Below are 15401 nucleotides of genomic sequence, written 5' to 3' on the forward strand. Positions count from 1 at the left end.
TCTGGCCCGAGAACGTTGCGGATGGTCCGCAAGGAGCAGGTCATGAAAAGCACAACTACAACTGTCCTGGTCGCAGCGGGCGCGCTGCTGGTCGGTGGCATCGCCACTGCCGCCTTCATGAAGAGTGGCGACAAATCGCCCGATTCCATCAGCGCCGGAACCCCCAATGGTGAATCGCGCCTGGTCGATGGCAACGCCGCCGACGATGGCGCACGTGGTGACAAGCTGGATCCGTCCGCGCCGCGCGGCCTGGAATACGCCGACGTGCTGAAGGTCGACCCGATCACCGAGAAGCAGAAGGCGTATGCCACCGTGATCGGCACCGATGCGGTGCGTGAGACCTCCACCACCCAGACCCCGCATGAGGTCTGCCAGGACGTGACGGTGCAGGAACGCCTGCCGGAGCGTGATGGCAATGTGGGCGGCACCGTGGTTGGCGCTGTGGTCGGTGGCCTGCTCGGCAACCAGGTCGGCGGCGGCAATGGCAAGAAGGCGGCCACTGCGGCCGGCGCGGTGGCCGGTGGCTTCATCGGCAACCAGATCGACAAGCGCCATGTGGGTGGCCGCGTGGTCAACCGCACCGAGCGCCAGTGCCACACCGAGACCGCGACCTCCGAGTCGAGCCGCGTCACCGGCTACAACGTGACCTACCGCAACGAGGACGGCACCACCGGCACCATGCGCATGGCCAGCAAGCCGGGTAACCGCATCGCCATGGGCAATACCGATGTGGTCAAGGGTTACAACGTGACCTACCGCTACGATGGCGCCGAGAAGACCGTGCGCATGGACAACAAGCCGGCCAGCGATCGCCTGCCGGTGGTCGACGGCCAGCTGGTCACGCAGACCGCTGCTGCCGGTGCCACTGCCGCCGCTACGCGTCAGTAATCCAGGCGCAGCATGCAGTACCTGACGGGCCGGCTCATGCTGGCCCGTTTCGTTGCAGCCGGCGAAATTCATCCGCGCGGGGCGTGAATCCACCATCATGGACGCTTCCTTCGACATGGAGCCGGCATGAGCATCTTCGACCTGCGCATCGAAACCGAGCGCCTGATCCTGCGCCCGCTGCTGCGCGAGGACTACGAACCGTATCTGGCGTTCTGCGCTGATGAGGAAACGATGCGCACCCTCGGTGGCGTGCAGCCGCCGTCGGTGGCCTGGCGCGGTTTCTGCAGCCTGGCCGGTGCCTGGCAGCTGTTCGGCTTCTCGATGTTCAGCGTGATCGAGAAGTCCAGCGGTGACTGGATCGGGCGGATGGGTCCGTGGCAACCGCAGGACTGGCCCGGTACCGAGGTCGGCTGGGGCATCCGCCATGCCAGCTGGGGCCGGGGCTATGCGCCGGAAGCCGCAGTCGCCGCGATCGACTGGGCATTCGACACACTCGGATGGGACGAGGTGATCCATACCATCGCCGAGAACAACGACAACTCGCGGGCGGTCGCGCGCAAGCTCGGCAGCACGCTGCTGCGGATGGGGGAACTGCCGCCGCCGTACAACGACAAGCCGATGCAGATCTGGGGCCAGTCGCGCGAGCAGTGGCGGCAGCGCGCGCGCTGAGCCTTGCCCGGTCGTGCCGGCCGCTGGCCGGCAACCGCGTTGCGGCAGATTCGTGCGATTGCCGGCCAGCGGCCGGCACGACCGTGTTGCCATGCTGCACCCGCGCTTGGCATTCACCGGCGCGCTTGCCAGACTGCACGCAGCCGGCCGCCGGCCGGATCCGATGGAGCAGGCGATGGTGGAAGAGCGCGTCCCGTTGACGGTGCATGGCATGTCGGTCTCGGGCAATTGCCACAAGGTCCGCCTGCTGCTGGAGCAGCTCGGCAGCCGCTACCGCTGGATGGAAGTGGACAGTGCCCACGGCCAGACCCACACCCCCGAATTCCTGGCGCTCAACCCGAATGCCAAGGTGCCGCTGATCGTCCGCGACGATGGCCGCGTGTTGACCGAATCCAACGCGATCCTGTTCTGGCTGGCCGAGGGCACGCCGTACCTGCCCAGCGATGGCTGGGAGCGCGCGCAGGCGTTGAGCTGGATGTTCTTCGAGCAGTACACGCACGAGCCCTGCGTGGCAGTGGCGCGCTTCATCCGTGGCTGGACCCCCGCTGATTCACCGCGCCGCGCCGAACTGCCGCGCCTGCACGAGCGTGCCGCCACCGCGCTGGCAGTAATGGAGCAACATCTGCGCGAAGCGCAGTGGTTCACCGGCAGCGGATATGGCATCGCCGATATCGCGCTGTTCGCCTACACCGACGTCGCAGGCGAGGGTGGTATCAGCCTGCAGCCATTCCCGGAAGTGCGTGGCTGGCTGCAGCGCGTGCGTGAACAACCGCGCTTCCTGCCGATGCCGGCGGTGACTGCCGAAGTGCGCTCGCGATTCGAGGCTGCGTGACTCTCACCAGGGTGACCCCCACAGGGTAGCGCCTGGCCAACGCCGGGCGGAATGCAACAACGACACGGAGGGTGTTCGATGTTCGCTGTGGTTCCAGATCCGATTCCCGCACGCATGCGCGTGCTCAACCGCGCCGAAGTGTGCGACGTCAACTTCCTCGATGCGGTGCGTGGCTGGCGCGGCACCCCGCGTCCGCGCCCGGCACCGGATGCGCCGATCCTGCCGGGCAGCACGCTCACTGCCGCAGCGTTTGGCGAGCTGTTCGATTCGCAGCTGGCCAGCCGCCAGCTGGACCTGATGGCACGCGTGCTGCGCGTGCAGAACAAGGTCTTCTACACCATCGGTTCCTCCGGCCACGAAGGCAACGCGCTGTTGGCGCGGGCCTGCCGGCATACCGATCCAGCCTTCCTGCACTATCGCTCTGGTGCCTTCATGGCCGAGCGTTCGCGCCAGGTGCCGGGCATCGATCCGCTGCGCGATGCCGCGCTGTCTTTCGCCGCCAGCGCCGATGACCCGGCCAGCGGGGGGCGCCACAAGGTGTGGGGCAGCAAACCGTTGTGGGTGCTGCCGCAGACGTCGACCATCGCGTCGCACCTGCCGAAAGCGCTGGGCACCGCGCTGGCCATCGAGAGCGGCAAGCGCCTGGGGCAGCCGTTGCCGATCCCGGCCGACAGCATCGTGCTGTGCTCGTTCGGCGACGCCTCGGCCAACCATGCCACCGCGCAGACCGCGTTCAACACCGCGATGTGGTCGGCCTACCAGAAGCTGCCGGCACCGATCCTGTTCGTCTGCGAGGACAACGGGCTGGGCATCTCGGTGAAGACACCGGAAGGCTGGATTGCCGAGCGCTTCAGCCGCCAGCCGGGGCTGGACTATTTCTTTGCCGATGGCCTCGACCTGGCCACGGGGCACGCCCAGGTGCAGGCGGCGGTGGAACACTGCCGGCGCACGCGGCGGCCCACCTTCCTGCATCTACGTACCACCCGCCTGATGGGCCACGCCGGCACCGACTTTGAAGTGGAATGGCGCGCGCTGCCGGAGCTGTGCGCGGCCGAGGCGCAGGATCCGCTGCTGCGCTCGGCGCAGATCGCGATGGAGTCGGGCTGGATGGATGCGGCCGCCATCGAGGTCGCCTACGAAACGATGCGCGCGCGCTGCATGGCCGCGGCGGCGGATGCCGAAGGCCGCCCGACGCTGCAGTCACTGCAGGAGGTGATGGCGCCGCTGGCGCCGTACACGCCGGCGGCGGTGCAGGCCGAAGCGCGGCGCGAGGTGCCCGCCGATGCGCGCGAAGCGCTGTATGGCGGTGCGGAGGCCCTGCCCGAGCGGCAGCCAGCACGGCACCTCGCCATCCAGATCAACCACGGCCTGCAGGAGCTGCTGGCCAAGTATCCGCAGAGCCTGCTGTTCGGTGAGGATGTGGCGCAGAAGGGCGGTGTCTACACCGTCACCAAGGATCTGCTGCGCCGCTTCGGCCCGCGCCGGGTGTTCAACACCCTGCTGGACGAGACCATGATCCTGGGCATGGCGCAGGGCCTGGCCAACATGGGCATGCTGCCGATTCCGGAGATCCAGTACCTGGCCTACCTGCACAACGCCATCGACCAGGTGCGCGGTGAAGCGTGTTCGCTGCAGTTTTTCTCCAATGACCAGTACCGCAACCCGATGCTGGTGCGGGTGGCCGGGCTGGGCTACCAGAAGGGCTTCGGTGGCCACTTCCACAACGACAATTCGATCACCGCGCTGCGCGACATTCCCGGCCTGGTGGTCGGTTGCCCGTCGCGCGGCGACGATGCGGTGATGATGCTGCGCACCTTGTCGGCGCTGGCAAAGGTGGATGGCCGGGTGGCGGTGTTCCTGGAACCGATCGCGCTGTACATGAGCAAGGACCTGCATGTGCCCGGCGATGGCCAGTGGCTGTTCGACTACCCGGCCCAGGGCCAGGCGCTGGTGCCGGGCGAAGGGCGGGTCTATGCGCCGGAGGCAGGCGACCTGGTGGTCTACACCTATGGCAACGGCGTGCCGATGGCGCTGCGCGCGGCGCGGGCGATCGAGCAGCAGCTGGGCTGGCAGGTGCGGGTGGTCGACCTGCGCTGGCTGGTGCCGCTGGATGCCGGTTTCATCGCCGCGCAGGCCGCCAGCGCACGACGGGTGCTGGTGCTGGACGAGGGCCGCCACAGTGGTGGGGTGGGCGAGGGCGTGGTCACCGTCCTGGTCGAGGCCGGCTTCGGCCACCTGCCGCTGCGCCGGGTCTGCGGTGCCGATACCTATACCCCGTTGGCGGGGGCAGCAATGTTCGGGCTTCCAAGCGACAATGCAGTGATTGGCGCCGCCCTTGAACTGGCGCAGGAACCCTGATGCATGTGTGGATTGGCGGGAATGTTGTTGCCGGCGCCGGTGGCGTCGGCCGAGGAGCTGCAGGCGCAGGTCCTGGCCATGGGCGAGGCGCTGCACCACCGCGGGCCGGATGATGGCGGCAGCTGGGTCGACGCCACGGCCGGCATCGCGCTGGCGCATCGCCGCCTGAGCATCCTCGACCTGTCGCCGCTGGGGCACCAGCCGATGGCCTCGTCCGATGGTCGCTACGTGATGGCCTACAACGGCGAGGTCTACAACTTCGCCGCCCTGCGTGCCGAACTGGAGCCGCTGGGGCATGTTTTCCGTGGTCACTCCGACACCGAAGTGCTGCTGGCAGCGATCCTGCAATGGGGCATGGAAGACACCCTGCAGCGCTGCAACGGCATGTTCGCCATTGCGCTGTGGGACCGCCAGGAGCAGTGCCTGTGGCTGGCCCGCGACCGTGTCGGCAAGAAGCCGCTGTACTACGGCTGGGCCGGCGACACGCTGGTGTTCGGTTCGGAACTGAAGGCGCTGTGGCAGCACCCGGCCTTCGACAACGACATCGACCGTGACGCCCTGACCCTGCTGCTGCGGTTGGACTACATTCCTGCACCGCACAGCATCCACCAGCGCTGCTACAAGCTGATGCCGGGCCGCGTGCTGCGCCTGGACGTCGAAGGCGTAGCGGCGGGTGCGGCCGCGCATCGCCCGGAGCAGGCGCAGCGCCCGTACTGGGATGCGCGTGCCCGCATGCAGGCGGCGCTGGCCGCGCCGTTCCAGGGCCGCATCGAGGAGGCCGAGGAACAGTTGGATGGGCTGCTGCGCGACGCGGTGGCGCTGCGCATGGTGGCCGACGTGCCGGTGGGCGTGTTCCTGTCCGGCGGTACCGATTCGTCGCTGGTGGCCGCGCTGATGCAGGCACAGAGCGGACAGCCGGTGCACAGCTTCAGCATTGGCTTCACCGGTTCGGGCCACGACGAGGCGCCGCTGGCCAAGGAGCTGGCCGCGCATCTGGGCTGTGACCACACCGAACTCTACGTCAGCGGTGCCGATGCGTTGGCGGTGGTACCGCAGTTGCCGGCGATGTTCGACGAACCCTTCGCCGATGCCTCGCAGGTACCGACCGCGCTGGTTGCCCGCCTGGCGCGGCAGGGCGTGACCGTGGCGCTGTCCGGCGATGGTGGCGACGAGCTGTTCTTCGGCTATACCCGCTATGTGCGCGCGCTGCGCAACTGGCAGATGCTGGGACGCGTGCCGGGGCCGCTGCGGCGCTGGATGGGCGCGCGCTCCCAGCAGCAGGGCGAGGCCTCGCGTACCGGCGGCCTCGCCGCGCTGTTGGCAGAATCCGGCGCGCGTGGCATCGGTGACGTGTACCGCAATCGCATCTCGCGCTGGCGCGACCCGGCGGCGGCAGTGCCCGGGGCGCAGGCCGCGGGCAGCTTCTACGACCTGGCCGACCCGTTGCACGGTGCCGGCACACCGGCCGATGCGATGATGCTGGCCGATTACGTGACCTACCTGCCGGATGACCTGCTGTGCAAGGTCGACCGCACCTCGATGGCGGTCAGCCTGGAAGCCCGCGCACCGCTGTTGGATTCTCGCGTGGCCGAGTTCGCCTGGTCGCTGCCGCTGGGCTTCAAGCGCAGTGAAACCACCAGCAAGGTGCTGCTCAAGCGCGTGCTGGGCCGTTATGTGCCGCAGTCGATGGTGCACCGGCCCAAGCGTGGCTTCGGCGCGCCGGTCAGTGACTGGCTGAAGGGCGACCTGCGGCCGTGGGCCGAAGACCTGCTGCAGCCGGCACGGCTGGAGCGTGAGGGCGTGCTGTCGGCTGCCGCGGTACAGCCGCTGTGGCAGCAGTTCCTCGGCGGCCAACGCAAGTGGCATACCCATCTGTGGAACGTGCTGATGTTCCAGGCCTGGCAGGCGCATTGGCGGCAGGTGCGCGCGGGCGTGACCGGCGGCTGATCTTCACCGGCATGCAAGGGCCCGGCGACTAGGCTGGGCCTCCCGCACCGTGAGGAGTATGTCCCGATGTCCGTCCCCACCATCGCCGTGTTCGTCGGCAGCCTGCGCAAGGATTCCTGCAACCGCAAACTGGCCCATGCGCTGGAGAAGATTGCCGGTGACCGTGCGCGCTTCCAGTACGTGCAGATCGGTGATCTGCCGCTGTACGACCAGGACTTCGATGGCCAGTATCCGGCGCAGGGTACCCGGCTGAAGGACCAGGTCCGTGCCGCCGATGCGGTGCTGTTCGTGACCCCGGAATACAACCGGTCGGTGCCGGGCGTGCTGAAGAACGCCATCGACATCGGCTCGCGCCCGTATGGTGACAGCGCGTTTGCCGGCAAACCGGCGGCGGTGATCGGCGCCTCCATCGGCCAGATCGGCACCGCTGTGGCCCAGCAGCACCTGCGCAACAGCCTGGCCTTCCTGGACATGCATGTGCTGGGTCAGCCCGAGGCATTCATCCACTTCAAGGACGGTCTGATCGATGCCGACGGCACGATCCACAACGAGGGCACGCAGAAATTCCTGCAGGGCTATGTGGACCGGTTCCTGGCGCTGATTGCTGTTCACGTCAAGGGCGATTGAGACCGAGGGGGTCAGAGCCCTCTGCTTTGCAGAGGGATCCGACCCAGCCATGCCAAGGGGCGGATCCCGTCGCGCAGTGGCGGGCTCTGACCCCACGTCCAGCGGGGCAGGCCGGAGCCCGTACGTTGCACGGGGTCCGACCCTGATCGCCTGATCTGCGATAATGACCCGCTCGGGCGTCGCAACGGCGCCCGTCGCAGGCACTGCGACGCCCCCACGCCAGAGTGGACAGGCACTGGCGGATATCCCCCGTTTCTCCACGGCTTATCCACAGGCTTGTCCATGGCCGCCGGGGTCGGCGCATGCCTACACTCGTCTGGCCCACTTTTGCAGGAAACACCGCAGCATGTCCGCTCGCCCCGGCTTCCGTTCCAACCGCAGAGAGCGCGGTGATGGCTTTGATCGCGATCGTGATCGCGACGAGTCGCGCATCGACCAGTTGCGGGTGCCGCCCCATTCGGTGGAAGCCGAACAGGCGGTGCTGGGTGGCCTGATGCTGGCCCCGGAGGCCTATGACCGGGTCAATGACCAGTTGACCGAAGGCGATTTCTACCGCCGTGATCATCAGATGATCTACCGCGCGATCCGCGAGCTGTCCGAACGCGAGCGGCCGTTCGATGCGGTGACCCTGGGCGAGTGGTTCGAATCGCAGGGCAAGATGGAACTGGTGGGCGATGGTGCCTATCTGATCGAGCTGGCCAGTACCACGCCGTCGGCGGCCAACATCGTGGCCTACGCAGAGATCGTGCGTGACAAGGCGGTGCTGCGGCAATTGATCCAGGTGGGCACCGACATCGTCAACGACGGTTTCCAGCCCGAGGGCCGTGACAGCAGCGAGCTGCTGGCGTCGGCGGAAAAGAGCGTGTTCGCCATCGCCGAACAGGGCGCACGCGGCCGTACCGATTTCGTGGCGATGCCCGGTGCTCTGAAGGATGCCTTCGAAGAGCTGCGCAGTCGCTTCGAGAACGGCGGCAACATCACCGGCCTGCCGACCGGCTACAACGATTTCGATGCGATGACCTCCGGCCTGCAGCCGACCGACCTGATCATCCTCGCCGCGCGCCCGGCCATGGGCAAGACCACCTTCGCGCTGAACATCGCCGAGTACGCGGCGATCAAGTCGAAGAAGGGCGTGGCGGTGTTCTCGATGGAAATGTCGGCATCGCAGCTGGCGATGCGCCTGATTTCCTCCAACGGCCGCATCAACGCGCAGCGCCTGCGTACCGGCCAGCTGGAAGACGAGGACTGGAGCCGCGTCACCAGCGCGATCAAGATGCTGAAGGAAACCAAGATCTTCATCGACGACACGCCGGGCGTGTCGCCGGAAGTGCTGCGCTCCAAGTGCCGCCGCCTCAAGCGCGAACATGACCTGGGCCTGGTGGTGATCGACTACCTGCAGCTGATGAGCGTGCCGGGCAACAGCGAAAACCGCGCGACCGAAATCTCGGAGATCTCGCGTTCGCTGAAGGGCCTGGCCAAGGAACTGCACGTGCCGGTGATCGCGCTGTCGCAGCTCAACCGCTCGCTGGAAACGCGTACCGACAAGCGCCCGGTGATGGCCGACCTTCGCGAATCGGGCGCAATCGAGCAGGATGCGGACATGATCGTCTTCATCTACCGCGACGATTACTACAACAAGGAGAATTCGCCGGACAAGGGCCTGGCCGAGATCATCATCGGCAAGCACCGTGGTGGCCCAACCGGTTCGTGCAAGCTGAAGTTCTTCGGCGAGTACACCCGCTTCGACAACCTGGCCCACGATTCGGTCGGTTCATTCGAATAACCGTAGTGCCGGCTGCTGGCCGGCCCACCCCCACGGCCGGCAAACCATTCGAAACGCCAAACGTCCGTATGTGGCGTGTAAATGACATGTAACGCGACGCTTCTACGATTCCGCCGCTGCTGCCCTTCGACGCCGCCCTTCGGCGTCCAGCGTGCCCAAGGAATCCGCCCCCATGCCGTCCCACGCTCCGCTCCGCCGCAATCTGCTGGCCCTGCTGGTCTGTGCTTCGCTGCCGTCGCTGGCTGTCGCTGAAACCGCCCCCACCACCGACGCGCAGTCGGCCACCACCCTTGACTCGATCTCGGTGATCGGCCGCGGTGAAGCGCGCCAGGTGCAGCGCGTGACCGCCGAGGACATGAAGGTGCTGCCGCCGGGTGCCAATCCGCTGAAGCTGCTTGCGACCAAGCCGGGCGTGCATTTCGAATCGGCCGATGCCACCGGCGCCTACGAATGGTCCACCACCATCAGCCTGCGTGGCTTCAACCAGAACCGCCTGGGTTACACCCTTGATGGCATCCCGCTGGGCAACATGGCCTATGGCAACAGCAACGGCCTGCACATCAGCCGCGCGGTGATCAGCGAGAACCTGGGCGGTGCGGAGGTCTCCACCGGCATCGGCGCACTGGGTACGCCGTCCACCAGCAACCTCGGCGGCGTGTTCCAGTTCTACTCGATCGATCCGTCCACCGAATATGGGGTCGTGCTGGCACAGAGCTTTGGCAGTGACAGCGCACGCCGCAGCTATGCGCGCCTGGAGACCGGTGAGCACCAGGGCTTTGCTGCCTACCTGTCCGGTGTGTATTCGGAAGGTGACAAGTGGAAGGGCAAGGGCTCGCAGGAGCTGAAGCAGTTCAACGGCAAGGCCACCTACAACTTCGGAACGGACAGCAAGATCACCGCGCTGTTCAACGCCTCGCGCCGCGTCGAGGCCGATTACCAGGATCTGTCGCTGGAGATGATCGATCGCCTCGGCTGGGACTGGGACAACTACGCGCCGGACTGGGATCGCGCCGTCGCCGCCGCACGCGGCAAATTCAGCGGCGGCGTCAACAGCCCGTGGGATGCGTACTACTCCGGCCACGGCCTGCGCAACGATGACCTGTCCAGCATTGCCGGTGATTTCGGCCTGAACGAGTCGATGCGCTTGAAGGTCAATGTCTACAACCACAGCAACCGTGGCCAGGGCCACTGGTTCAGCCCGTCCAATCCGTCCAACCCGGGCACCAGCCGCGAGATTCCGATCTCGATCCGCACCACCGAGTACGCGATCGACCGTACCGGCGTGACCTCGGCGTTCACCTGGAACGTCGGTGGCCACGAACTGGAAGCGGGCCTCTGGTACGAGGACAACGGCCACAGCGTGCAGCGCAACTTCTACTACATCGACGGCCCGATCACCGACGACTTCTTCCTGCGCAACCCGGACCAGCGCGTGTGGCACCAGCGCTACACCACCATCACCCGCCAGTTCTACGTGCAGGATCGCTTCCGCCTGTTCGATGACCGCCTGACCATCGACATCGGTGCGAAGTCGCCGCACACCCGCACCAGCGTGCGCACGCCGCTGGGCAGCTATGCCAACAACAGCAGCCTGACCTCGAAGAAGGGCCTGCTGCCGCAGGCCGGCTTCAACTTCAAGCTGAACGAAGGCAACGAGATCTTCGGTTCGTTCGCCAAGAACATCGCCGCCTATGCGCTGGGCGTGGGCAGCCCGTTCAATGTGCCGCAGGCCGCCTTCGATGCCAGCGCGAAGAACCTGAAGCCGGAACAGTCGCGCACGATCGAACTGGGTTGGCGTGGCTACGGCCGCGGCTATGAAGCCTCGGTGGCGGTGTACGACGTCAAGTTCGACAACCGTCTGCTGGCCATCGCGCAGTGCGTGGGCATCCTCGGTTGCCCGGCACTGTTCTCCAACGTCGGGTCGGTGACCAGCCGCGGCGCCGAGGCGACCCTGCAGCTGAAGCCGATGCAGGACCTGACCTGGTCCAATGCGCTGTCCTGGAATGACAGCACCTACGACAACGACTACGTGAACAACGGCGTGGTGCCGACCCGTGGCAAGACGACCGTCGACACCCCGGAATGGATGTTCGCCAGCACCCTGGCGTGGACCCCGGGCTCGTGGGACCTGCGCCTGGCCGCCAATCATGTCGGCAAGCGCTACGTGACCTATACCAACGATGTGTCGGTGCCGAGCTACTGGCTGGTCAACGCCTCGGTGGCCTATGACTTCGGCAAGCTCGGCCCGGCGCAGAACCTGACCGTAGCGCTGAACCTGACCAACCTGACCGACAAGCGCTACCTGTCCTCGATCAACACCAACGGTACCTACGCCGCCGACCCGACCCGCAGCCTGGCGACCATGCAGGTCGGCGCGCCGCGCCAGGTGATGGCCACCGCTACCGTGCGCTTCTGATGCGCGGGCCTGTCGATCCGGAAAGCCGTCGTCGCCTGCTGCGCATGGCGTGGCAGGGCACGGGGGCGGCGATCGCGCTGGCGGCGATGCCGGGGCTGGCCACGGCCGGCCCACGGCCGCGGCTGGGGCGTGATCCGTTCACCCTCGGTGTCGCCGCCGGTGATCCGGATCCACAGGGGGCCGTGTTATGGACGCGGCTGGCACCGGACCCGCTCAATGGCGGCGGCATGCCGTCACGGGCGGTACCGGTACGCTGGTTCGTGGCCGAAGACCCCGGCATGCGCCGGCTGGTGCAGCGGGGGACTGCGGCCGCGGTGCCCGAGCTGGCCCACTCGGTGCACGTGGAGGTCAATGGCCTGCACCCAGGCCGCGACTACTACTACCGTTTTGCCTGCGACGGTGACGAGGAAAGCGCGGTCGGCCATTTCCGTACCGCGCCGCTGCTGGACACGCAACTGCAGCAGCTGCGGCTGGCCCTGTGCACCTGCCAGGCCTGGAACAGTGGCTACTATCCGGTGCTGCGCGATATCGCACAGAGCGATGTCGACCTGGTGCTCCACGCGGGTGACTACCTGTACGAATACAGCCCGCTGCAGAACGCGCGTGGTCGTGCGCTGGATGCGCAACGCTTCAGTGGCGAGACCGTCAGCCTGGAGCGCTACCGTGACCAGTACGCGCTGTACAAACTCGATCCGGATCTGCAGGCCGCGCACGCCGCACATGCGTTCGCGGTGATCTGGGACGACCATGAAGTGCAGAACGATTACTCCGGCATCCACCCGGAAAAGCCCGGTGTATCGACCGAAGATTTCATCGTGCGTCGTGCGGCGGCCTACCGCGCGTTCTACGAGCACCTGCCGATGCGTAGTACGCCAGCGGGCAATGGCGGTCTTCGCGTGCATCGGCGCCTGCGCTATGGCGACCTGGCACAGCTGACGTTGCTCGATTGCCGCCAGTTCCGCCCGGCCAATCCCTGTGGCGTCGGCGAGTCACCACGCTGTGATGCCGCACTGGACCCGCGCATGAGCATGCTCGGCATGGGCCAGGAAGCGTGGTTCACGCAGTCGATGGCCGCCGCGCAAGGCACGCGCTGGAACGTGGTGGTGCAGCAGCTGTTGATGGCGCAGCTGCGGCTGGAAGGCGGCACGCCACGCGAGCGCTTCTGGAATGACGCCTGGGATGGCTATCCCGCCGCACGCAACCGGCTGCTGCAGGCGATGCAGGCGGGCGGGCAGGGCAATGCCATCGTGCTTGGCGGCGACTGGCATTCCACCTTCGTCAACGACCTGAAGCTGGACTTCGATGCCGCCAGTGCGCCGGTCGTGGCCACCGAATTCATCGCCCCGGCGATCAGCAGTGGCGGCGACGACACGCCCTATGGCCCGTACTACGGTCCGTCGATTCCGCAGAACCCGCACATCCGCTATTTCGACGGCGACCGCCGTGGCTGGTGGAAGCTGCAGCTGAACCGGCAGACCGTGGATGCGGAACTGCGCTTCGCCGACAGCGTGCTGCGTGCCGACGCGCCGGTACGTACGGCCGCCCGCTTCCAGGTCACCCACGGCCGCCCGGGCGCGGTCCCGGTGTAAATCCCTGCGGTAGTGCCGGCCGCTGGCCGGCAATCTCCTGAATCTCCGGTTTCCCCACAATCGGTTTCATCGCCCCCAGCCCGGGTTTCGTCGCAAACCGTTTGCGGGCGGACAGGGCGGAGCGCCAAGGTGTCCGCAGGCGGCAGGGTGCCGCCACAAGGAGACCGTGATGAAGACCCTGTTCGCGCTCGGTGTATGGTGCCTGCTGTTCGTGCTGTGCTGGCCGCTGGCGATCCTCGCCCTGATCGCCTGGCCGTTCGTGTGGCTGCTGAGCCTGCCGTTCCGCCTGGTCGGCATCACCTTCTCGGCCCTGTTCGCGTTCCTGCGCGCGCTGTTCATGCTGCCGGCGCGCCTGCTCGGTGGCCGGGCGGTGGCTGCATGAGGACGGTGTTGCTGGTGGGTCTGGTCCTGCTTGCGGGTCCGGTACTGGCCACACCTCCAGCGCCGCCCTCGGTGTGGCTGGAACGCCAGCAGACTGCTGCGGCTGACGAGGCGAACGCCGCAGCGGTCTCTGTGCAGAAATCCAAGGAGCGCTGCAGGGTCGCGAAGGAATGGAAGGTCGGCGAGACGGTGGTGCAGCACCGGGTCTGTGAGGATCCACCAAAGAAGCCGGCTGGAAAGGTGTAGCGCCGAGCCTGTGCTCGGCTCCACATCACGCGGCCTCTGCGCGTAGCGCCGCCTGCACGGCCGGTCGTGCGTTGATCCTGCGGGCATAGGCAGGCAGCGCCGGCCACGCCGCCAGATCGATGGAGAAGAAGCGGCACCAGCCAAGCACCGTGAAAAGGTAGGCATCGGCGACGCTGAAGTCTGGTCCCATGAGAAAGTCCTGCGTTGCCAACGTCTCCTGCAGCAGGTCGAAACGCTTGAACAGCTTCTGCCGGAAGAAGGCCTTGGCCGCTTCCGGCAGATCGGCGTTGAACAGCGGCGCCGAGCCGGCGTGGAACTCGCTGGTCACGAAGTTCAGCCATTCCTGCAGTCGTACCCGCTCCCAGCTGCCGACGGGTGGGGCCAGCGTGCATCCGGGTTTCAGATCGGCCAGGTACTGGACGATGGCCGGGCCTTCGGTCAGCACCTGCCCGTCATCCAGCTCCAGCGCCGCGACATAGCCTTTGCGGTTGATGGTGCGGAAATCGCGACCATCGGCGGTCTGTTTGCTGGCGTTGTCGACCTTGACCAGCTCGAAGGGGAGGCCAAGTTCACGTAGCACGATATGGGGCGACAGCGAGCAGGTGTACGGTGCGTAGTACAGCTTCATGGAGGGTCTCGAGGGAGAAAGGACGGCCGGGTCAGCCGGTGCGAGGCAGTCTGCTGTGCGAGCGGTATCCGGTAAAATCAATCTTCGATTTTTCTCCCATAAGCTGGGCTACTGCCTGTCATGATGAATCTTGCCCACTGGCGCCTGCTGGTTGCGGTGGCCGACGAGGGAACCATCTCGCGCGGCGCTGACCGGGTCGGCATCAGCCAGTCCGGTGCCAGCCAGGCCCTGGCCCAGCTGGAGTCCTCATTGGGGTTTGCGGTGTTCGTGCGCGAGCGGCGTCAGGTCGAGATCACTGCGCTCGGGCAGCGGGTGATCGAACACGCACGCATCATGCTGGGAGGCCTGCAGGCGATCCGCGCGCTGGCCGATGACAGCCAGGGGTTCAGTGGTGCACGCATCCGCCTGGCGACCTTCCCGTCACTCGTTTCCAGCGTGCTGCCAGCGCTGCTGCGGGATTTCCAGCGCCGCCACCCGGGCATCGAGGTGGTGATCGTGGAGGGTACGGACGAGGAGGTTGAGCGCTGGCTCGAATCGGGCACGGTCGACGCCGGCGTGGTGATGAACCCCGCTGCAGATCGCGCGCCGTTGATGCTGGGCAGCGACGGGTGGATGGCGGTGCTCGCGCAGACGCATCCGCTGGGGCGCCGCGCCACCGAAAGCGGGGTGGCCTTGAGCGAGCTGGCGGGCGAACCCTTCATCCTCGCAACAGGGGGTTGTGCGGTGAACGGTCAGCGCCTGATGGCGGACGCTGGTCTACAGCTGAGCGACGTACGAGTGACCGTGCGCGACTGGGCCAGCGCGTGCGTGCTGGCGCGCGAGGGACTGGGCGTCTCGCTGGTGCCGGAATCGACGTTGCCGGACGATCTCCACGGCCTGCGCGTGCTGCCGGTGCAGCCGGGGATCCGTCGCGTGTTTGGCCTGGTCTGTTCGCCGGCGGGTCGCGCATCGCGTGCAACGCAGGTCTTCATGCGGGAGCTGGCCACGGCCGTTGCGGGCAGTGCGTCAGGATCAGCGTGAGCCCGCTACCGGCGGGG

General features: G+C 66.9%; 13 protein-coding genes. 12 read left to right on the plus strand and 1 reads right to left on the minus strand.

Annotated features, from left to right (window positions below; translation table 11 throughout):
• The first annotated feature begins 42 nt into the window (after positions 1 to 42).
• The 11 genes from D5301_RS13765 (at position 43) to D5301_RS13815 (ending at position 13736) form a co-directional block, all read left to right on the plus strand.
• Positions 43 to 888 (plus strand): glycine zipper 2TM domain-containing protein, encoded by an 846-nt coding sequence (locus tag D5301_RS13765; RefSeq protein WP_110714348.1) that lies wholly within the window; start codon positions 43 to 45, stop codon positions 886 to 888.
• A gap of 126 nt (positions 889 to 1014) precedes the next feature.
• Complete coding sequence (locus D5301_RS13770) at positions 1015 to 1557, plus strand: GNAT family N-acetyltransferase (RefSeq protein WP_032129637.1); 543 nt, start codon at positions 1015 to 1017, stop codon at positions 1555 to 1557.
• Positions 1558 to 1732: 175 nt separating this feature from the next.
• Positions 1733 to 2389, plus strand: a complete 657-nt coding sequence (locus D5301_RS13775; RefSeq protein ID WP_110714347.1) for a glutathione S-transferase family protein — start codon at positions 1733 to 1735, stop codon at positions 2387 to 2389.
• Positions 2390 to 2467: 78 nt separating this feature from the next.
• Entirely contained in the window at positions 2468 to 4747 is a 2280-nt protein-coding gene (locus D5301_RS13780) for a thiamine pyrophosphate-dependent enzyme (protein ID WP_153855970.1), read from the plus strand.
• A 3-nt stretch (positions 4748 to 4750) separates the two neighbouring features.
• A complete protein-coding gene (asnB, locus tag D5301_RS13785) occupies positions 4751 to 6694 on the plus strand; it encodes an asparagine synthase (glutamine-hydrolyzing) (protein WP_153855971.1) in 1944 nt (647 codons plus the stop codon).
• A gap of 66 nt (positions 6695 to 6760) precedes the next feature.
• On the plus strand, positions 6761 to 7321 hold the full coding sequence (locus D5301_RS13790; protein WP_110712846.1) for an NAD(P)H-dependent oxidoreductase: 561 nt from the start codon (positions 6761 to 6763) through the stop codon (positions 7319 to 7321).
• A gap of 346 nt (positions 7322 to 7667) precedes the next feature.
• Positions 7668 to 9104, plus strand: a complete 1437-nt coding sequence (locus tag D5301_RS13795; protein ID WP_110712845.1) for a replicative DNA helicase — start codon at positions 7668 to 7670, stop codon at positions 9102 to 9104.
• 172 nt (positions 9105 to 9276) lie between these two features.
• The gene (locus tag D5301_RS13800; RefSeq protein ID WP_153855972.1) at positions 9277 to 11520 is read left to right on the plus strand and encodes a TonB-dependent receptor; all 2244 of its coding nucleotides are present in this window, start codon (positions 9277 to 9279) and stop codon (positions 11518 to 11520) included.
• On the plus strand, positions 11520 to 13109 hold the full coding sequence (locus D5301_RS13805; RefSeq protein ID WP_153855973.1) for an alkaline phosphatase D family protein: 1590 nt from the start codon (positions 11520 to 11522) through the stop codon (positions 13107 to 13109). The genes D5301_RS13800 and D5301_RS13805 overlap by 1 nt, the downstream gene beginning before the upstream one ends.
• Before the next feature lie 169 nt (positions 13110 to 13278).
• Positions 13279 to 13491: a hypothetical protein gene (locus D5301_RS13810; protein ID WP_010486834.1), complete on the plus strand. Its 213-nt coding sequence runs from the start codon at positions 13279 to 13281 to the stop codon at positions 13489 to 13491.
• Positions 13488 to 13736: a hypothetical protein gene (locus tag D5301_RS13815; RefSeq protein WP_110712842.1), complete on the plus strand. Its 249-nt coding sequence runs from the start codon at positions 13488 to 13490 to the stop codon at positions 13734 to 13736. The genes D5301_RS13810 and D5301_RS13815 overlap by 4 nt, the downstream gene beginning before the upstream one ends.
• Positions 13737 to 13761: 25 nt before the next feature.
• Here the strand turns inward: D5301_RS13815 and gstA are convergent, their stop codons facing one another.
• Complete coding sequence (gene gstA, locus D5301_RS13820) at positions 13762 to 14364, minus strand: glutathione transferase GstA (protein WP_110712841.1); 603 nt, start codon at positions 14362 to 14364, stop codon at positions 13762 to 13764.
• Positions 14365 to 14484: 120 nt separating this feature from the next.
• On the opposite strand from gstA, the gene D5301_RS13825 reads away from it, so the two are divergent.
• Positions 14485 to 15384, plus strand: a complete 900-nt coding sequence (locus tag D5301_RS13825; RefSeq protein ID WP_153855974.1) for a LysR family transcriptional regulator — start codon at positions 14485 to 14487, stop codon at positions 15382 to 15384.
• Positions 15385 to 15401 lie beyond the last annotated feature (17 nt).

This window comes from Stenotrophomonas sp. MH181796 (genome assembly GCF_009659995.1).
Lineage (GTDB): Bacteria > Pseudomonadota > Gammaproteobacteria > Xanthomonadales > Xanthomonadaceae > Stenotrophomonas > Stenotrophomonas riyadhensis.